The sequence below is a fragment of the Rhizobium redzepovicii genome (assembly GCF_019793435.1).
Lineage (GTDB): Bacteria > Pseudomonadota > Alphaproteobacteria > Rhizobiales > Rhizobiaceae > Rhizobium > Rhizobium redzepovicii.
Genome location: NZ_JAILYH010000029.1, coordinates 1 through 18252, shown reverse-complemented (window position 1 = coordinate 18252; position 18252 = coordinate 1). Strand labels below are relative to the sequence as shown.

Here is an 18252-nt window from a genome sequence, read left to right as displayed (position 1 = left end):
CCTTCATTCGCCGTCAAAGGCGAGTTCGCTTTCGAGCGCCGGCTGGCGCAAAAAGATCCCAGCGATCAACTCCTCCGCGAGATCGCGCGGTGTTTTTTCCGCGGTGTCGATCTGCTCCGCCTTTTCCGCCCGCTCAGGAGGGGCAAAGACCCTCTTAACGACGGTTGGCGAGCCACGCAGGCCGCACTTGGTGAGGTCCTCTATGCCAGCGTCGGCCGCATTCCACTTCACGATCTGGCTGCGCGCGGCCCGTAGCGCGTCATCGAGCGAGCCGCGGCGGATTTCGTTTGTGCCTTCGAGCATTGTAATTAGGCAAGGGAGCTTGCTCATCAGCGTCTGCGTGCCCCCTTCCGAGCGGCGCTCCACCGTAATCTCGCGCCCATTGATGTCGACAGAGACGATTTTGGCAACGTAGGTGAGCTGCAGGAGGTCGAGGCGCTTGGCGATGCCAGGCCCAACCTGGGCGGTATCGCCGTCGATGGTCTGTTTGCCCGTAAAGACGATATCGGGCGTACCGAAGGCCTCTCCGATCTTCGCGATGGCTCGCGAAAGAGCAAACGAGGTCGCCAGAGTGTCGGAGCCGGCAAAATGACGGTCGGTCAAGAGTACGGCGCGGTCGGCGCCGTAGGTGAGCGCCTTGCGCAACGCGTCCTCTGCCATGGGCGGCCCCATGGTGAGCACGGTCACCTCGCCGCCATGGCGGTCGCGCAACTGGAGCGCCTCTTCAAGGGCGAACAGATCATAGGGGTTGATGATGGTTGGCACCCCCTGACGCATGATTGTGTTCGTCACCGGATGCACTCGTATTTGTGCGGAGTCCGGTACCTGTTTGATACAGATAACTATGTGCATGGCGGTTTCTTACTCCCTCCCTCTATGGGTGGCGGGCTTGTCAGTACACATGCTTGCGTGCATCATTCGTGCCAACCGTTTGGCGTTCTCTATCACATTGAAATGGCTTCGATTCCGACGTTGCTAGCATATGACTGAATTGTAAGCTTCCCGACATTGTCGTGTCGCAACCGTGCTCACTTCTTTTCGAACGGCTTCAGGAAAGAGTCTAACGGGACAACGGTGCGGCCGGGTGTGACAGGTCTGTTCGGATTGTGGTCCTTGAGCACCTTGAAGACCCGGTGCGAGAGCGGCGCGGAGGTCGCGAAATCACAGTAGGCCCTTTCCAGTATGGCACGGGCACGAGCAGCGATTACCCGGTCTGGGAGATGGGAGAAGTCCTCTGCCGCGAGGTATTGGCCCATACGCTTCATGATATGGAGTCGTGAGACATCGAGAACCTTCGGGTCATAGGGGACCCCTAGGGCTTCGAAGAACTCCTCCGCAGCCGAGAGAGATTTCAGCCGATTGAGGATGTCTTTGACATCGACGGGACTGCTGTCAGCGGAGCAACGGCACATAAGATTCCCCCTGGTCGTGAGCGGTGATCGCGAGATCGTTCTCCCGTAGCTTAAGCTGCAACGTACGGAATGCGTGGTTCGACGCGGCTAGGCGCAAGGCAGTCGCGTTGCAACTGGAGTCGGCATAGGCTGATGGTCGGATGCGATCCACCGATGGTGTCGAGAGATTGATTAAGATGATATGGCGCTGGGCCCCCTCCATGAACACGCATGGGCGGTGAACCGGCGATCTATGTGACTGAGAGCCCCGGCTTTTACCTGATCGTTCATACGATGCCGGTGCCGTCATGCAGGTCGTATCGGTGAAAAGGAATTGCCGTTTCATGAGCGTGCCTGCTCCTACTCCCCTGAACGAACCCGGCTGCTCGTGTCGGCCACGTGGCCGGAACGGGATTGGCTCCGGAGCCTTTCAACGATGCCCGGTAAAACTTCGAGCACCCGGTCGACATCCTCGTCACAGTTATCGCGCGAGAACGAGAAGCGGATTGTTCCGTGCGCCATAGCATGAGGGATATCCATTGCCCTCAAGACATGGCTCGGCTCCAGCGAACCGGAGGAGCAAGCAGAGCCGGAAGAGCAGGCGATGCCATAGCGGTTGAGAAGAAGGAGCATACTGTCTCCTTCGACACGTTGAAAGGCGATGTTCGCCGTGTTCGGCAACCTCTTAAGCCTATCGCCGGTTACGAAGGCGCCTGGAACACGCTGGACAATGCCGTTCTCCAATCGATCTCGGAGCGACTTTAATCGGGTGCTCTCGTCGTCTATTGATTTCAGGGCGAGTTCGGCAGCCTTGCCTAAACCGACAATCCCGGCCGTATTTTCTGTCCCTGCGCGTCGGTCGCGCTCCTGATGACCTCCCTTGATCAGTGAGGAGAAAGATAAGCCCCGCCTGAGATAGAGTGCACCAATGCCTTTTGGTCCATGGAATTTGTGTCCGGACAACGAAAGCATGTCGATTGCAGTAGGTTGGAGGTCCATTGGAACCTTGCCGACCGCCTGGACCGCGTCGGTGTGGAAAAGTGCACCGATTCTCTTGGCCATCTCGGCAAGCTTAGCGACCGGGAAAATGGTTCCCGTCTCGTTGTTCGCCCACATGATCGAAGCAATCGCTACACGATGAGTGAGGGCGGTCTCATAGGCGTCAAGATCGAGACGTCCATGTCGATCCACTGGGATCCTGTGTACCTTAATGCCGCGCGTCTTCTCCAGATGGCCGCAGAGTGTCAGCACCGCTGAATGCTCGACTGCGGAAGTCACGATCTCTGTGCGCTCAGGCATCACCTCCAGCGCCGAAAGGATCGCCGCATTGTCGCTTTCCGTCCCCCCCGAGGTGAACACGATCTCATGATCGAACTCGGCGCCGATCAGCGCTTGCAATTGCCGGCGCGCCTTCCTCACCGCCTCGCGGATAGAGGAGCCAAAAGCGTGCGTCGACGAAGGGTTTCCAAACTGATCCGCAAAGAACGGCAGCATGGCTTCAACCACTTCAGGATCGACTCTGGTCGTTGCATTATTGTCGAGATAGATCGCTCTCATGGGTGGATCTCGACTGAGGGGAAGCGGTGACAATGCTGCGGCGTCTTGCACATGCTGTTGTTTGCTAACCTCGGGCAAGCAGCGCGGGGTGGAGTCGTGCGATGGCGCGTCATGCGATCTTGTTGGCATCGATAACGTCGCATCGCCGCCATCAGTAGGAAGGGAAGAACGTTGTGCGCTCGCGCCTTTTCCAACGGTTGGATTCGCCGCGGCTGCTTAACTAGATGGGTCGCCAGCTTAGCTTGTCGCTGAGAACTGAACTGTTGCAGGCTGCGGCGATTTTTAGACCCTGTCCTACGCGATTGCCGGCTACAACATCGATTTCGACCCTGCCAATTTCTCCAGGCCTCAGATTTCTGTTGTGACGGTCTGATCGTCCTCCTCTGCCGGAGCGAGGCTTTCGACGACCAGTACTGTATAAACCGCTGACACGTCTTCGACGGCTTGAACGAGTGTCGTCCGTCTACTGCCAGATCTAGCGAAGTGAGCGACTTGGTCATGAAATCAAGCCTCTTGACACGCACGCGTCTTCGCTCACCTTTCCTCGGCGCGGAACTGCTTGCAGAGGGAGCGTCTCCTTTGGAATCCTGGCCCGGATGCCCGCCAAAAAATTTTGCTGCCTCAGGATAATCCGTTGATGAGCAGACCTTTTTCTCCGGCAGCAAACCGCTTAAAAAGCCTGCTGTCTCCTGACGGACGTTTTGAGGCGCTTCGGCGGGCTTTAGGGTTATGAGTTCGGCCAGCGCTGGCGAGAAGGCGGTCGCTGGGTTGGAACGCAAGGACGACGGCGTCACCAGAAACGCTCCCACCGTTGGATCGACTCCAATTATCAATTCAGGCCCTCTACCGTAGGAAACTGCCGCGGTCTCGCTGAGGGGATTTTCCTGCACGCCGTCGTTCTTCGGATTGAAAAAGGAAACCATGACCTTTTCGCAATAATTCCGCATGGCTCTCTCGCTTTCTCGGTGATCAGCCGAAGGATTTGCCGCAAGTGCAGTTCTGGTGCGCATTGGGATTGTCGAAGACAAAACCGGAGGTTTCTGGTCCCGTCACGAAGTCGATCGTCATGCCGTTGATGTGTGCTTGGGAGTCTGCGTCAACGAACACCTTGACCCCATTTGTTTCGATCACCGCGTCGCCCTCGCCCTGGACGCTTTCTAGCCCCACCAGGTATTTGTAGCCGGCGCATCCACCTGCCTCGACCGCGATGCGAAAGCCTTCCGCCTGCTCGGCTCGGGAAAGCGTTACGTTCATGATGGCGGCGGCATTCTCTGTGAGCTTGATCATGGGATGATTCCTTTTTGTTCGATGGCGCATTTTCGGATTACCGTGCATGCGTCGTGCCAAGCGGTAAGGAAGGCCAAGAGTTCGATCAGCCCGCGTGTTGTATTCCTGCGTCGTCGAACATCGGAGATCTCGAAAGCGCGCCAACTCCAGAACGTCTGCCCGCGTATCTCCGTCTATCATTTTCGGTTGAGGCTCTCGTTGCCGCCGCACCGAAATCCCAGCGGTTCGGCGAAAATGAATGGGAGGCGACAACTGCTTCTAGATTTGTCGCTTGCGCGACATAAAAATTCTGCACGAGTTTCGTGATTAACCGCTTAGCCCCTAAGCGCTTGGGCTATGGAACAGACATCTAATCTTTTCTGGAACGTCAGCTTAAGCGGCCGGAACAACTTTTGAAGCTCCCGTGACGAGGCTGCGGTCGCCAGCCCATATGAAGTCGATCCTCCATGGAGAGGACTAAGCACAATGTCACATGTGCCTCAGTTCCGCGGTTTTTGGGAAAAGGGCATCACCTACGGTACAAAGGACTTATCCCTCCGCGGCCGCCAGTACAAACCGTTTCTCCCGCCGGCGTTGCGCGGACGAGGGGATGTTCATCGCCTCGCGATATTTGGCGACTGTGCGGCGAGCAATGTCGACGCCTGTTTCCTTGAGCTTGGCAACGATGCCATCGTCGGACAGCACATCATGGAGCGTCTCTGCGGCAATAAGTGCCCTTATCTGATGGCGCACAGCTTCGGCCGAGTGCGCGTCACCGCCTTGTGAGGACGGGATCGCGACGGTGAAAAAATACTTGAGCTCGAACACGCCGCGGGGCGTGAGAATGTATTTGTTCGACGTTACCCGACTTACAGTGGACTCGTGCATGTCGATCGCGTCAGCGATGGTCTTAAGATTGAGAGGGCGAAGATGAGCAATGCCATCTTCCAAAAAGACATCCTGGTGGCGCACGATTTCGGTCGCCACCTTAAGGATCGTCGTGGCGCGCTGATCGAGACTCCGAACCAACCAGCTCGCGCTCTGGAAGCATTCGTTGAGGAATGACTGATCTTTCGAGCTTTGGGCGGTTAGGCGAGTAACTTGCGCAAAATAGGTTTGGTTGATCAGTACCTTGGGCAAAATCTCCCGATTAAGCTCGACGTGCCATCCGCCTCCCGGCGAGGGTAGGACGAAGACGTCGGGTATGATGGATTCCGACCTTGCGGACTGGAACTGGTTTCCAGGCTTTGGGTCAAGTGCACGAATTTCGTTCAACATATCGAGAAGGTCGTCTTCATCGACCCGGCAACGTCGCTTCAGTGCTCGAAAATCGCGTCGCGCAAGCAACTCGAGATTTGCGACCAGAGCTGCCATGGCCGGGTCGAACCGGTCTCGTTGGCGCAACTGAATCTCGAGGCATTCGCCCAGACTTCGCGCAAATATGCCCGGCGGGTCAAATAGCTGCAAAGCCTCAAGAACCCGCTTCACTCCAGCCTCAGGGCTATTTAGCCTCTCTGCTAGCTCCTGAAGGTTCACTTGCAGATACCCAGTGTCATCCAGATGGTCGGCAAGCGCGCCAGCAATCAGCCGCTCCTGGGGTGTGAAGGCAGTGAGGGCGATCTGATGGGCGACATGTTCGTGCAATGTCTCAGTTGAGGCGGCGAACTCATCCAGGGAAGGCCTTTCCCCCGGCGAAAGGTTGCCTGTGTCACGGATTGATTTCCAGGGACTAGACAGCTCAGGCATGTCCGTCCTGGCCGGTCCATCAACGTGGTCTTCGCGTGCGCTGATATTTGGATCATCCGCCGCAGTTGGCGATACGCCAGAAGCCCCGCCGTCATTCGACGCCAGGTCGAGAAATGGGTTCTTCTCGATTTCCTGTTCCACGAACTGATTCAGTTCGGTGTGCGCCAGCTGCAGCAAGCGAATAGACGCGATGAGCTGGGGCGTAATAACCAGCGATTGCTGCTGACGCTGATGAAGGCTTGTAAAGGACTTCATGGTTCGAGCAAAACTCCTATCATTCGGCGCAGGTGTGCACGACAAGTCGTAGCTGCTGGTCGTTGGCTTCAATGCTCATACGAAGGCTGGGGCCTTAAGGCATTTCAAAATGTTTTGCGGCGAAGAAACGCCATACGGATCGGTCGCGCAGTTGTCGCCAAAGCCTTCTTCCTCGAACCACCCCTCCACGACGCCATTATTGATCACGGCAGCGTAGCGCCAGGAGCGCAGACCGAAACCGAGATTGTCCTTGGCGACGAGCATACCCATTTTCCGAGTGAATTCTCCCGAACCGTCCGGGATAAGCTTGACATTTTTCAACCCCTGAGACTTGCCCCAAGCATTCATGACGAAGGCATCGTTGACGGAGAGACAGTAGATGTCGTCAATGCCATTCTTCTTAAACTCGACATAAAGACTTTCGAAATCAGGCAGTTGGAAGGTGGAGCAGATTGGCGTGAAGGCGCCCGGCAGCGAAAAAAGGATTACCCGCTTACCGCTGAAATAGTCGTCGGTCGTCTTGTCTTCCCAGCGGTAGGGGTTGGGACCGGATATAGACTCGTCGCGAACCCGCGTGCGAAAGGTGACAATAGGGACCTGCTTTTCCATGGTCATCAATGAAGCTCCTCTAGGAAAATTTATTTGCGGCCTCTCAGTCACGGCTAACACGAATCCGACCTCGGCCCACACGCCAGGGCAAGCAAGCGTCATGCCATTTGGCCTGAAGGAGATGGACTTGCGGTCAGCACAGGGCCTTCGTCGCCGCACTCGTGCGCTGCTCGTGCGGGCGAGCGAATTGTGAAGCCGTTGTGCCGCGCTGACGGCCGGGCGCTGTTTCGGCTACTTCCGACCGCATCTCGATCAAGGTTTCTCTGTCGCCTTTTAGAACCTTAGCATACTGCCCGCCAGTCCGGTCGCGGCGGGAAGGCGCGGGTCACGGGGCTTGAGGTTCTGCTCGTGCGTATGTCTACCCGCGCACGTTTTCTTGTTTGAAACTGCACAAGAAAGTTTGAGGTCCGACAAAAGGGGGCGCCAGGCTCGGACCGCGCATCGAAAAATGGTGAAACGCAAACGGCTCCGATAATTTCGTCACAGAAGACGACGATGGCGGATATCCGCAGGTTGGGGGCGTGAAGAGCTCGCAGCCGCCAATATCGATCGGCTGATGCCGACCGGCACCCGGGTCGCGCTATGTAGCCTTTGGCCTACGAGCATTTGTTGCTCGGCTGACGTCGCCGCGGAGCTGATATTTTGTTCCATTCACCACTCACCGCTCAGCTCGCTGGCGACGTGCTGGGCGCCCGGCGCCGATGGCGACGCCACCCACCTGCCCGGCGGCTATCCCGAGCTGCAAGCCGGCGGCTCCGGGACTAGAAGTTTTCTCGCCCGGAATGCTCGATGTGGTAGCGCCCGGCACGTCCGTCTGCATCCCGACAATGCCGCCTAGTTCTTTACGCTGGCGATACGCGGGTGGCAATTACCCGCTGATTTTCTTTGCGAGCGCATCCATGTCGGGCACGGTGATATGCCGGATGTTCTCGATGCGGATGACGCCCTCTTTGCGAAGCCGGGTCAACTGGCGGCTGACGGTTTCGATCGTCAGCCCGAGAAAGTCGGCAATCTCGGCACGCGATAGCGGCAGATCGAAGGCAGTGCTCGTCGCCGTCTCGGCGTGGGCGGCAATGAGGTGGAGCAGGCTTGCGACCTTCTCCTCGGCGGTCCGCCGGCCGAGCGTCAGCATCCATTCGCGCGCGGCATCCAGCTCGTTCAGCGCCTGAGCGTGCAGGCTACGCTGCAATTCCCTAGTCTCCAATATCATGCGTTCGAGCAAATTGCGGGGGAACACGCAGATCTCCGCATCGGTCGCGGCCTCGGCCGACAGCGTGCTTTCGCGCACGAAGGGGCGGCCGACGAAATCGGGGGCGAATTGCAGGCCAACGATCTGCTGGCGCCCGTCCGACATCACCTTGCAGAGCTTCACCACGCCGCGCGTGATGTTCGAATAGAAAGAGTTTTCCGATCCTTGTGCAATGATCTCGCAGCCTGCGTCGACCTTGCGGCGCAGCGAGTGGCGGCCAAGTTCGCTAAGCTGGCCAGCCGACAAGGCGCCGCAAAAGACGCCGTGCCGCGCCTGGCAGGAACGGCAAGCGACGGAAGTGCTAATCACGAGAACCTCACCGCGTGCGACGTCCATGTCCTGATCCCTTCGAAAACCGCCTATGCCGGACATGCCCGAGACGACCACGCGGCCGTTGCGACTTCGGCTATCCCTATTTCTTCCAGCGCGTCTTTGATGGCTATCAATTTCATCAGGATTGCGATTTGATCCAGATCAAATCTCCGTACCCACGCTCTTGCCGTGCCAGGCAGGGCAGTTTTGTGGATTTGTTTCGGACGGCATTTTCGGCCCGCCGCTTGAGCGGGCTTTCTGCGGCCATCGCCTTCCGTCTCGGCGGACGGTAGGCCACCATATCCATTGCTGTCAGACAACACCCAATCGGCAGATTGCCGCCGACTCTTAGGGTGGTGTCGTCGGGCTGGTAGAACTGACATTCAGGACAAAGGAGTAGCACGCTTCGAGCTTTTCCCGGAATTCCGCCGCTAGCTCGATGCCACAATTCAAAGCTACCCACCCTCAAGCTATCCCACTGCATCGCAGTACATCAGGACATTCGTTGCTCGTCGCGCTGTCTCTGGCCCCCGGCTGTGGTGGCTGGGAAAAAGTCGCACCTGAATAGATGGCATCCGGCACCTGATGTCGGGTTTTGTTAGATGCGCGACACGGCCTTGATCAGCCAATCTTTGTTCTGCCTTGAGCCAAAGCGCTGAAAGGCAATTGAAAAATTTCTTTCCGGCCAAATCAATCAAATTGGCATGAACTTTGAAGTTCTTCTTGCGGGGCGGCAAGGACTGTCGGCCGGTTTCTTTGGTGACCGCCATGGAGCGGAGGAAATCAAAATGCATCTGTGCTCAGAACGCATTTACCGGAAGAGAGGTACCCGTGAAAATCCGATGTCGACCGGAAGGGCGGGCGAGGCATCCAAGAAATTTCGACTTCGGCCAACAAAGCAGCGTGGATTTCGAGCCGCACGGCGATCTGATCGCTGCATCGCATGTCATTGGCGCCTCGCGCTGCTGAGATTGGAAATCTGGCGCTCAACGATTTTGCTCGCTCCCTCTCCGAGGAGAATTCGTTCTCGGCGAAGGGGCTTTGATGACAGGAGAAAAGCAGTGGCTACCATTAGGGTTCCAGAACATGTCCCTCCCGAAATGGTGAAGGACTTCAGCCTGTTCACGTCGCCCGGCATGGAGCGCATGCCAAATGGGGATCCGCACGCAGCTGTCGCTTGCCTCCATAATGGACCGAGAATCTTTTATTCTCCCTGCAATACGCGCGATGGCCGAGGTACCTGGGTCATCGTTCGCGCTCAGGACCAACGCAAATTGCTGCAGGACACCGGAACCTTTTCCAGCCATCGGAGCCTTTTCGCCTCGGCGCTTGGCGAAAACTGGCCGCTGATCCCGCTTGAACTCGACCCCCCGGCTCACAGCGTGTTTCGCTCACTTCTCAATCCGCTGCTTTCGCCCAGGCGGATAATGGAGCTTGAACCGGCGGTCCGTGATCGGGCGATTGCGTTGATTTCCAAGATTTCCGCGTCGAGCACAAGCTGCGACATCTTGACGGACTTCGCCTTTCCTTTTGCGGTTAGTATCTTCCTCCGTTTGCTCGGCTTATCCGATGAGCGCCTCAATACATTCGTGGGCTGGGGGAAGGACCTGCTCCACGGCGACGGCATCAGACGAACCGCAGCCGCCCGAACAATTTTGGCGTTCATCGATGAACTTGCAGCGATGCGCCGCAAAGAACCGGCCGACGATTTCATGACCTTCGTCGTGCAGGCAAAGGTCGACGGCCGCCTGTTGAGAGACCAGGAAATCCATGGAATAGGCGTGCTTCTATTCGTCGCGGGACTGGACACCGTGGCAACGGCGATCGGCTTTGACCTGGCCTATCTCGCGCGCAATCCGACAGAACAGGAATTGCTGCGGAGCAAACCGGATCGAATTGTGCTCGCAGCCGAAGAACTGCTTCGCGCCTATTCGACCGTGCAGATGATCCGTGTGGCGACGAAAGATATCAATTTCGAAGGCGCGCCGATCCGTAAGGGGGACTACATTTCCTGCGCCACGATGATTGCCAATCGTGATCCGGTGGAATTCGAAAATCCGAACACGATCGATTTGGCACGAGAAGACAATCGCCACACCGCTTTTGCGTACGGTCCCCATCGCTGTCTTGGATCACACCTTGCCCGGCGAGAGATCGTCATCGGCCTGGAGGAGTGGCTGTCGCGCATCCCTGACTTCCGTATCAAGGATGGTACGGCGCCCATCACCTATGGGGGCCACGTGTTTGGAATAGAGAATCTGATCCTGGACTGGTCCTGATAATTGAGAGGAGGAAAGACATGGAGTACCGTATGCGCGTCATAGTGCACACTTCCAAATGCCAAGGTCATGCAAGATGCTGGGCCCAAGCGCCCGAAATATTCAATCTTGACGACGAGGGATACATACTGCCCGGTGCAATCGATGTCGAGGAGAGGGACGAACTGTTCGCGTCGCGAGGCGCTCGATCCTGCCCTGAACGTGCGCTGGAGATAGATTGCGTTTCGGATGCGTTGCTCGATCGCCTTTTGTTCAACCAACATTGTGGGGGTTGAAACGCAACGCAACTGGTGCATGACGGCGCCGTCGCTGTCCAAACACCTTACCCGCAGCTCTCCCATTGATGTCTACTTCTAAGGGCAGTTGTTTACATGCATGCCTAAGCAGAGGGAGGGTTTTTCCTTACGTCAGCCGAGCAGTTGAAAGCTGGCTGCGTCACTGGATGGGTAAGCGCCCCAATATCAGATGTGCGACAAGCGATGAAACACAAAAAAAATTACCGAATTGCTCGACCGCGAGGCGCTCCGCGACTGCCTCTATCGGTATTGCCGCGGTATAGACCGCGCCGATGAAAGGGCGCTGCGCAGTTCCTACTGGCCCGATGCACGTGACAATCACGGGACCTATTCCGGTTCGGCCGAGGGCTTCATCGAGTTCGCCCTTGGTGTCTTCAAGACGGGACCGCGCAACATCCATCAAATCACGAACATTCTGATTGAGTTCAGCAGCCCGGAAAAAGCCGCCGTCGAAAGTTACTTCGCCGCACTGCAACGCGCACCGAACAAGGCCGGAACGCTAAGTCAGGCCCTGATCTGCGGCCGCTATTGCGATCTGTTCCTGAAAAAGGGAGGGGATTGGAGAATTGCCGAACGGACGGTGGTCTATGATCTAGTCGAGGAGCAGATCTTGGCCGCGGCATCCGAGACTGAGCAGTTCGGCCACCGGCAGCCGATCGGAGCATCATGTCCCGATGACCCCGTCTACGCATTTAGGAAGACTGCATTCCTTCAAGAGGGTGAAAGTGAGACTTGATCGATCAGGATTCAGCCTCGAGATCGTCAACGTTGGTCAGGGAACTTTTACGTGCGCATGCCGATGGTTTCGGAACTTGAACGCGCGGGCAAGATAGACCTCACCGCGGTGCGCAGCCGGGTGCCAATGGGTCGCGTGGCGCGTCCAGACAAAATTGCCCGAGCGGTGCGCTTTCTCGCCAGCGCGCAAGCGTCACCGGGTCTGTGGTGACCGTCGACGGTGGCTGGAGATCGTTTAGTAACCGGGGTAGGCGCACCCGCCATGCCCGGGACGCCACGAGCCGAACTCTTCCCTCCTGCCGAGCACTCCACTGCGCGCATTGCGCTTGTCATGGCGGGGCGGACTGCATAGGCGCTGCCGTTGTGCGCCGCTTTGCGGAACACGGCGACGCGCTTACCAGAACACTGCCGGAGCTGCTCGGAGTTTTCTCCCTCGTCTGCGGTTGATTGGCGCGCATGCGGCGCTGCCGATTTGTTGAAACGCGACGCGATATTGTTCGGGCGCTGTTGATGCAGTTGCATTTAGGCTCCGAGCAAATAGGAAAACTTTTCCTAGGCTCTTTTTGCAGCTGGCACGATTTTTGGATCTACCACATGCCGAGAGATTGGAGTTTTGTTTATCAGCAATGGGCGCCGAGTCGACCGTAATGGTGAAGTGGGGCTTCATACGACCGTATGGGCCTCCCGAAGCCGCCTTATACTTCTTGACAAGCTGGAAAATCGCCAGCGATGGGTTGGGCCAAATGAAAGGCTCGAATTGGAAGGAATCCCAGAAATCAAGAAAGATCATCCAATCTCCTCCGCCTTGGGTCGCCGGTTTGGTTTCGAAACTGGACGGCGAGCATACACTACCAAGGATACTGAGCGAGCTTAAATCAGAACGGTATGACGTCACCAAATGCGACGTTCACGATTTCGTCTCTGCCCTTGCTAGCTGTGGCCTCATTGAAGAGAGCTGAGCCACTTAAGTTGGAGACTGGGGTCAATCGGGCAATGGTTGCCCCATGTCCGGCCGCGGCGTTGGAACTGGCTAAAAGGGTTTCTCATCAAGGGCGATCACGCAACGAGCGTTCGACGACAAAATGGGGTTTCGATTAAAGAGATCATGCGGAAGATTGTCGAACAGCCCTTTGATGTCGAATTCCAGAACCCAATCGTACTTCCAGCACCGCTGACGCGTTACCCCAACGGCATCCAAAGCCGACTTCATCGGCCTGTAGCCATAGGAGTCTGGCAAGAAGAGCGGCTCTAAATCCGGCTCAATCATCTGCTTGACCACCATCTGAGCGATCCGATCACTGACCGTCGGCACACCCAAAACCCTTTCGCCTCCGGTCTTCTTTGGAATGGAGACGACGCGCACCGGCGGCGGAAAGTAAGCCCCAGCCACCACGGCTCTTTACCGCAGCAGCTCGGACTGGTTTGAGACCCGCTCCTGAAAGCCGATCCCGGAGGGCCATCCTCCATCATTCACGCAGCTTCACGTTACGGGGTTAGCTCATACTGAACTCCTTCCGTGCCTCTGCAGCACACTTTCGTCGATGAAGATCAGCTGTTCTGGATCGAGATTCAGTTGGCCGTCGAACCAGACACGCCGGCGCTTTAGGACATCCGGCTGGTTCCGCAAAGCCAATTTTTTCGCCGATACCAAGCTCGACGAATACCTCAAAGCCCTTTTCTGTGTAGTACGGCACTTCATTCGGCACGATCATAGTGCGGAATTCAGAAGGGTATTTTTCGCGCACGAAAACGATTTGTCTAGACATGTTCCGCCTCGATTTCGGAGAATACTTTCGGCTAAAGCGCTTCCACAATATTTGGATGCGTTATTCTTGTTCCAAGAAGACGCTTGTGCTCGCTAATATCGATCCGGGATGGACGAAATACGTCGCGCAACGCGGTGATACTCGCGTACGGGTCTAGCGAACCACAAAAAAATACGTCTATCGCGACCATGCGTTCTTCGTGCCAGGTATTTACGCAAATGTGCGATTCAGCGAGAATTGCGAAGCCCGTGACGCCCCCATCTTCGCTATATTTTCTATAACTCGATTCCAACATCGTTGCGCGGCAGTCATGAACGGCTTGCGCTACCGCCGCCTCAATCGCTTCAGCATTTCCCGTATTTTCTGCATCCCACATATCGATAAAGAGATGGGTTCCGGCGCATACTCGGTCTGAGCTAGGGTAATTTATTCCGCCTTTAGGCGCTCCGTTCAGCATATATATGCTCCGCTTCTTGATCGTGTCCAATGGAGTGGTGTAACTGGATTTCATAGCCATCGGTGATTTCCGGTAGGGTCGGGTTGCTTGAGCCAACCTGAGGGACACCACCGATGACCGACGACATGATGAACCTGCGCTCACTCGTTGAGAAGAGCGCCGATGCCGATTTGCTGCGCGAGATGATCGGCTTTACTGCCGAGAAGCTGATGGCGCTGGAGGTCGGCACGAAGACCGGCGCGGGCTATGGCGAGAAGAATGGCTTCCGACTGGCCCAGCGTAACGGCTATCGCGACCGGGATTGGGAGACACGGGCGGGCACCGTCGAGCTGCGCATTCCCAAGCTTCGCACAGGCAGCTATTTCCCGAGCTTTCTCGAACCACGCCGGATGGCCGAGAAGGCCCTGACTGCGGTCATCGAAGAAGCCTATATCCAAGGCGTTTCGACCCGATCCGTCGATGACCTCGTCAAGGCCATGGGCATGAGCGGCATCTCCAAAAGCCAGGTATCCCGGCTGTGCGAAGAAATCGATGAGAAGGTGAAGGTCTTCCTCGACAGGCCCATCGAAGGAGAATGGCCCTACCTGTGGATCGATGCGACCTCCCTCAAGGTTCGGCGCGGTGGTCGTATTGTCTCCGTCGCCGTAATCATCGCCGTCGGCGTCAACACCGACGGTCGACGCGAGGTGCTCGGCACGTCCGAGGCCGAGGCGACCTGGACGGAGTTTCTTCGAAAGCTGACCAGGCGGGGTCTGCGTGGCGTGAAGCTCGTTGTCTCCGATGCGCATGAGGGCATCAAGGCCGCAGTATCGAAGGTGCTCTCCGCCACCTGGCAGCGCTGCAGGGTCCACTTCATGCGCAATACCTTGGCCCATGCTGGAAAGAGCGGACGCCGAGTTTTCTCCGCCTTCATTGCCACGGCCTTCGCTCAGGACACGCCGGAGGCGGCAAGCACTCAGTGGCGCAACGTCGCCGACCAGATCAGGCCAAAGGTACCGAAGCTCGCCAGTCTTATGGACAGCGCCGAGCAAGACGTGCTCGCCTACATGTCCCAAGCAGCATTGGGCCAAACTTCACTCGACCAACCCGATTGAGCGATTGAACGGCGAGATCAAGCGGCGGACAGAGGTCGTCGGCATCTTCCCCAACGACGACGCCATCGTGCGCCTGGTCGGTGCGCTGCTGCTCGAACAGAACGATGAATGGGCCGTCCAGCGATCCCGCTACATGACACTTGAGACAATCGCCACAATGAGCGATGATCCCCTCATCAGCCTGCCAGCAGCAAGCTGACACTCATCCGGCTGGGATGAGCCGTGGTCGTCTAAGCTACACCACGTCCTGGGACATGATCCGCTTCTTGCTTTTGCATTGGGTGTGCAGGCGGCATAGCCATGATCTCCGTGGTGGCTTGGAGAATATCCTTTACGGAGGCTTCGTCTGGGCTTGTACCGCCGGCAATTGGATAGATCTCAGAGGACTCGCCAAAATTCCTTAACAACGACAGCATGGGACCGGGCGACACCGCCCAATCCAAATAGGTATATTCATTCCCCTGAACCGTGTTTCTCAAAGGGTGTTGGACGGCCCAGTTCATGCTGATTGTGATCAGAGAGCCCGTTTTCCGCCAGCTTTCTAAGGCCGAAAACAATTGCTGCCTTTCAGCAGCTCCCTCGCCCATGCCAAATAGGAGGGATACCCCAACCTTGATTCCGGCTTCGGACAAGATCTCAACTGCTTTGTCCCCGCGTTCCATCCACGAACCCTTCTTGGTGGCGATGTTCTTGTGAAGACCTCCAACAAGTTCTGGGCGCGGTGTCTCGACCCCGATGAAAAGATATTCCAGGCCCATGCGGCCTAGTCTTCGTGCAAGGGCTGGGTTATTGACAATTTGGTCAATGGTCGCTTGTCCGCCAAGCCGCACAGGATTTTCGAGTGGGTCGAATACCTTTTCAAACTGGGCTACGAGGGCCGAATTCCATCCAAGAAGAGTTGAGTCTTCAATGAACGCCGAGACAGGAAAGTTTTCGCCGTAATCTGCCTTGACTACGCGGCGGGCTGCTGCGAGTTGGCCGCATAACCGGTGGGGGCTTATCTTGAACTGTCGAGGAGGCCCGACAACGCTGATCCTCTCACTGCAGAAGATACAATCATAGATACAGCCACGCCCGATGTCGCTGAAGACGTGCGCGGTAGGCGCGCCACCAAACACGTCAAAGCTCGTTGTAATTCCGAACATTTCGGCTGGGGATGGCATCCCATTATAATCGAGCGGCATGCCCGAAGAGCACACAGTGTGGACCTGATCGTCCATGATTGTGCCGGCGATCCAGTGCCCCGGGGTGGTCGTCAGGTGGCCCAATGAGAATTTCGCCTGCCTTGGCGAAAAACCTCTTGCTTCCAAGGAAGCTACGACGCACCCAATTTCCGCGATAAAGTGTTCACCATCTCCGGAGAGCACGATGTCGAAACAGCTGGAAACTTTTCCGTCAGCAATTAGCCGCAGAGGGGACGCTAGATGATGTCTTACACGATTTTCGTCATCCCGATATATTGTTTCGGTGGCGTGGCGACCGCCAAGAACGATACAAACGTCATCGCCTAGAAACTCTCTGATGTATTTCGCTGTCTCAATCGCACCGCGGAAGCATATCGACATCGCTCCTATGAGAACTAAATTGGGCCGGACCCGGACTAATAGCGGCGTTAGCCTTCGCTGCACATCGTCCATGTCAGATAGCAGAAGCGTTGATTGTCGCCTGTCACTCCTGGTGCCGCGCCAATTGCTTTCGCCCCATGCACCTTCCGCCTTGGATGCCAGTGACGCAGCATATCTGCAGGCATTGTAGAGGCTTGCCGGATCGGCGCTTGATAATGCCATTTCGCCCGCCTCGCCGTGAGAAAACTGGGGAGCAGAACACGCGATTACACGTAAGCCCACGGGCTTCCTCCACTATCTGTAATATTTTTGAAATGATTCGGGCGGTTAAGCGATCTTTTCTCCGGTATTAGACTCGGTCGTATCCGATGGCATAAGTATTGATACAACAAATATGGCTAGTATAACCGCGAAGCACGCAGAATACACCAAGTGGTAATGCCCGGTATATTTGATAATCCGCCCTCCGCCGAAATTGCCTAAGAGCCCGATTTAAAAGAAGTTGAGCGATAACAGGCAGTTGTGATTCCCTATTGGTGCTAAATCAAATGGGGTTTCGATGAGCTGGACTGCTATCGCTCGCCGTGAGCATAACCGAGACGTGCTTCGTTTTCCAAGTGATTTGAAGGACCTGGAATGGGCGTTGATCAAACCGCTGATCCCGCCAGCGCGTCGTGGCGGGCGGCGTCGGACGACGAATATGCGCTCGGTCGTGGAGGCGATCCTCTATATCGCCTCGAGCGGCTGCCAATGGCGCATGCTGCCGGGCGATTTTCCGCCGGTTTCGACAGTGCGCGGTTATTTTTATGCTTGGCGCGCGATCGGACTGTGGCAGAGCATCAACCAGCTTCTGGTGATGGCGGCGCGGGAAATCGAGGGACGGGAGGCGCAACCGACGGCAGGGATTATCGACAGCCAAAGCGTAGCGACGGCGCACCCCATGTCCTCAAGGCGATCCGCCGCCGTTTTCCGTGGCTGCGCCACATCTTCGCCGATGGTGGCTACGCCGGAGCCAAGTTGAGGCGAGCAATGTGCGGCCATGGTGACTGGACGATCGAAATGGTCAAGCGTTCGGATCACGCCAAGGGCTTCGTCGTCCTGCCCAAGAGATGGGTGGTGGAAAGAACTTTCGCCTGGCTTGGACGCTGCCGCCGTCTCGCCAAGGATTGGGAGAAATCGATCGAAAGCGCAACCGCATGGGCGCAAATCGCTTCAATCAGAATGCTCACAAGGCGCATCGCAAGATAACGGATATACGAATGAACTTTTGAATCGGGCTCTGAGACGCGGGTGCGCTACGGCTATCGTCGCGTGCATGTGCTTTTGGAACGCGAGGGTTGGGGCACCAACATCAAGCGAACCTACCGCATTTACAGGGACTTGGGGCTACAGTTGCGGAACAAGACACCGAAGCGGAGGGTAAAAGCCCAGCTTCGCGAGGATCGGCACATGGCCGTCGGACCCAACGACGTCTGGGCGATGGACTTCGTTCACGACCAACTCGCAACGGGTAAGAAACTGCGCGTGCTGACGGTGGTCGACACCTTTTCGCGCTACGTGCCGGTGCTTGATCCACGTCATAGCTATAGAGGCGAAGACGTTGTGCAAACCCTTGAACGGGTGTGCCAAAAAGCCGGCTATCCGAAAACGATCCGTGTCGACCAAGGGACCGAGT

The 18252-nt window shown here is 56.7% G+C and carries 15 protein-coding genes and 5 pseudogenes; 7 read left to right on the top strand and 13 right to left on the bottom strand.

The features are described 5' to 3' along the window. Positions 1–3: 3 nt before the first annotated feature. From K6N12_RS31390 to K6N12_RS31355, 8 genes are all read right to left on the bottom strand, one after another. The gene (locus K6N12_RS31390) at positions 4–852 is read right to left on the bottom strand and encodes an electron transfer flavoprotein subunit beta/FixA family protein (protein WP_004678528.1); all 849 of its coding nucleotides are present in this window, start codon (positions 850–852) and stop codon (positions 4–6) included. Positions 853–1028: 176 nt separating this feature from the next. Continuing rightward, a complete protein-coding gene (gene nifW, locus K6N12_RS31385; protein ID WP_004678534.1) occupies positions 1029–1412 on the bottom strand; it encodes a nitrogenase stabilizing/protective protein NifW in 384 nt (127 codons plus the stop codon). A gap of 339 nt (positions 1413–1751) precedes the next feature. Further along, positions 1752–2948 (bottom strand): cysteine desulfurase NifS, encoded by a 1197-nt coding sequence (gene nifS, locus K6N12_RS31380; protein WP_004678544.1) that lies wholly within the window; start codon positions 2946–2948, stop codon positions 1752–1754. Between the two features lie 969 nt (positions 2949–3917). Next, on the bottom strand, positions 3918–4235 hold the full coding sequence (locus K6N12_RS31375) for a HesB/IscA family protein (RefSeq protein ID WP_004678546.1): 318 nt from the start codon (positions 4233–4235) through the stop codon (positions 3918–3920). A 528-nt stretch (positions 4236–4763) separates the two neighbouring features. Further along, positions 4764–6215 (bottom strand): RNA polymerase factor sigma-54, encoded by a 1452-nt coding sequence (rpoN, locus tag K6N12_RS31370; RefSeq protein WP_004678547.1) that lies wholly within the window; start codon positions 6213–6215, stop codon positions 4764–4766. Positions 6216–6290: 75 nt separating this feature from the next. After that, positions 6291–6830, bottom strand: a complete 540-nt coding sequence (locus tag K6N12_RS31365; protein ID WP_004678566.1) for a peroxiredoxin — start codon at positions 6828–6830, stop codon at positions 6291–6293. Positions 6831–7692: 862 nt separating this feature from the next. Next, a complete protein-coding gene (locus K6N12_RS31360) occupies positions 7693–8409 on the bottom strand; it encodes a Crp/Fnr family transcriptional regulator (protein WP_222149136.1) in 717 nt (238 codons plus the stop codon). A 446-nt stretch (positions 8410–8855) separates the two neighbouring features. After that, a complete protein-coding gene (locus tag K6N12_RS31355; RefSeq protein WP_132662505.1) occupies positions 8856–9179 on the bottom strand; it encodes a hypothetical protein in 324 nt (107 codons plus the stop codon). Between the two features lie 306 nt (positions 9180–9485). Between K6N12_RS31355 and K6N12_RS31350 the strand changes: the two genes are divergently transcribed. From K6N12_RS31350 to K6N12_RS31340, 3 genes are all read left to right on the top strand, one after another. Further along, entirely contained in the window at positions 9486–10664 is a 1179-nt protein-coding gene (locus K6N12_RS31350; RefSeq protein ID WP_018247194.1) for a cytochrome P450, read from the top strand. A gap of 20 nt (positions 10665–10684) precedes the next feature. Beyond that, complete coding sequence (locus K6N12_RS31345) at positions 10685–10939, top strand: ferredoxin (RefSeq protein WP_004678571.1); 255 nt, start codon at positions 10685–10687, stop codon at positions 10937–10939. A gap of 229 nt (positions 10940–11168) precedes the next feature. Further along, positions 11169–11696, top strand: coding sequence for a nuclear transport factor 2 family protein (locus tag K6N12_RS31340; RefSeq protein WP_004678573.1), 528 nt, complete (start codon positions 11169–11171; stop codon positions 11694–11696). A gap of 393 nt (positions 11697–12089) precedes the next feature. Here K6N12_RS31340 and K6N12_RS31335 read toward each other — a convergent pair whose 3' ends face one another. After that, positions 12090–12485, bottom strand: a complete 396-nt coding sequence (locus K6N12_RS31335; RefSeq protein WP_155774533.1) for a hypothetical protein — start codon at positions 12483–12485, stop codon at positions 12090–12092. On the opposite strand from K6N12_RS31335, the gene K6N12_RS35110 reads away from it, so the two are divergent. After that, positions 12439–12654 carry a hypothetical protein gene (locus K6N12_RS35110; protein WP_348646384.1) on the top strand — a complete coding sequence of 72 codons (216 nt, stop codon included), beginning with the start codon at positions 12439–12441 and terminating at the stop codon, positions 12652–12654. The two genes, K6N12_RS31335 and K6N12_RS35110, sit on opposite strands and share 47 nt — an antisense overlap. A gap of 140 nt (positions 12655–12794) precedes the next feature. On the opposite strand, the pseudogene K6N12_RS31330 reads toward K6N12_RS35110, so the two are convergent. The 3 genes and pseudogenes from K6N12_RS31330 to speD form a co-directional block, all read right to left on the bottom strand. Continuing rightward, a pseudogene (locus tag K6N12_RS31330) lies at positions 12795–13082 on the bottom strand (reverse transcriptase domain-containing protein); the annotation flags it as partial. A gap of 138 nt (positions 13083–13220) precedes the next feature. Beyond that, positions 13221–13319: pseudogene (locus tag K6N12_RS35105) on the bottom strand (IS630 family transposase); the annotation flags it as partial. Between the two features lie 173 nt (positions 13320–13492). Beyond that, the gene (gene speD / locus K6N12_RS31325) at positions 13493–13978 is read right to left on the bottom strand and encodes an adenosylmethionine decarboxylase (protein ID WP_018247191.1); all 486 of its coding nucleotides are present in this window, start codon (positions 13976–13978) and stop codon (positions 13493–13495) included. A 53-nt stretch (positions 13979–14031) separates the two neighbouring features. Here speD and K6N12_RS31320 point away from each other — a divergent pair. Then, positions 14032–15211, top strand: a pseudogene (locus K6N12_RS31320) (IS256 family transposase). Between the two features lie 31 nt (positions 15212–15242). Here the strand turns inward: K6N12_RS31320 and K6N12_RS31315 are convergent. Further along, positions 15243–16577 carry a hypothetical protein gene (locus K6N12_RS31315; protein ID WP_225881315.1) on the bottom strand — a complete coding sequence of 445 codons (1335 nt, stop codon included), beginning with the start codon at positions 16575–16577 and terminating at the stop codon, positions 15243–15245. A 559-nt stretch (positions 16578–17136) separates the two neighbouring features. Here K6N12_RS31315 and K6N12_RS31310 point away from each other — a divergent pair. Both K6N12_RS31310 and K6N12_RS31305 read left to right on the top strand, forming a co-directional pair. Beyond that, positions 17137–17825: pseudogene (locus K6N12_RS31310) on the top strand (transposase). 33 nt (positions 17826–17858) lie between these two features. Next, positions 17859–18252 (top strand): annotated as a pseudogene (locus K6N12_RS31305) (DDE-type integrase/transposase/recombinase); the annotation flags it as partial.

What these genes read in the sequence shown, in the direction of transcription:
- K6N12_RS31390 (WP_004678528.1), bottom strand. Translation starts at nt 852, where the DNA reads ATGCACATAGTTATCTGTATCAAACAGGTACCGGACTCCGCACAAATA.
- nifW (WP_004678534.1), bottom strand. Translation starts at nt 1,412, where the DNA reads ATGTGCCGTTGCTCCGCTGACAGCAGTCCCGTCGATGTCAAAGACATC.
- nifS (WP_004678544.1), bottom strand. Translation starts at nt 2,948, where the DNA reads ATGAGAGCGATCTATCTCGACAATAATGCAACGACCAGAGTCGATCCT.
- K6N12_RS31375 (WP_004678546.1), bottom strand. Translation starts at nt 4,235, where the DNA reads ATGATCAAGCTCACAGAGAATGCCGCCGCCATCATGAACGTAACGCTT.
- rpoN (WP_004678547.1), bottom strand. Translation starts at nt 6,215, where the DNA reads ATGAAGTCCTTTACAAGCCTTCATCAGCGTCAGCAGCAATCGCTGGTT.
- K6N12_RS31365 (WP_004678566.1), bottom strand. Translation starts at nt 6,830, where the DNA reads ATGACCATGGAAAAGCAGGTCCCTATTGTCACCTTTCGCACGCGGGTT.
- K6N12_RS31360 (WP_222149136.1), bottom strand. Translation starts at nt 8,409, where the DNA reads ATGGACGTCGCACGCGGTGAGGTTCTCGTGATTAGCACTTCCGTCGCT.
- K6N12_RS31355 (WP_132662505.1), bottom strand. Translation starts at nt 9,179, where the DNA reads ATGCATTTTGATTTCCTCCGCTCCATGGCGGTCACCAAAGAAACCGGC.
- K6N12_RS31350 (WP_018247194.1), top strand. Translation starts at nt 9,486, where the DNA reads ATGGTGAAGGACTTCAGCCTGTTCACGTCGCCCGGCATGGAGCGCATG.
- K6N12_RS31345 (WP_004678571.1), top strand. Translation starts at nt 10,685, where the DNA reads ATGGAGTACCGTATGCGCGTCATAGTGCACACTTCCAAATGCCAAGGT.
- K6N12_RS35110 (WP_348646384.1), top strand. Translation starts at nt 12,439, where the DNA reads ATGAAAGGCTCGAATTGGAAGGAATCCCAGAAATCAAGAAAGATCATC.
- K6N12_RS31335 (WP_155774533.1), bottom strand. Translation starts at nt 12,485, where the DNA reads ATGATCTTTCTTGATTTCTGGGATTCCTTCCAATTCGAGCCTTTCATT.
- speD (WP_018247191.1), bottom strand. Translation starts at nt 13,978, where the DNA reads ATGGCTATGAAATCCAGTTACACCACTCCATTGGACACGATCAAGAAG.
- K6N12_RS31315 (WP_225881315.1), bottom strand. Translation starts at nt 16,577, where the DNA reads ATGTCGATATGCTTCCGCGGTGCGATTGAGACAGCGAAATACATCAGA.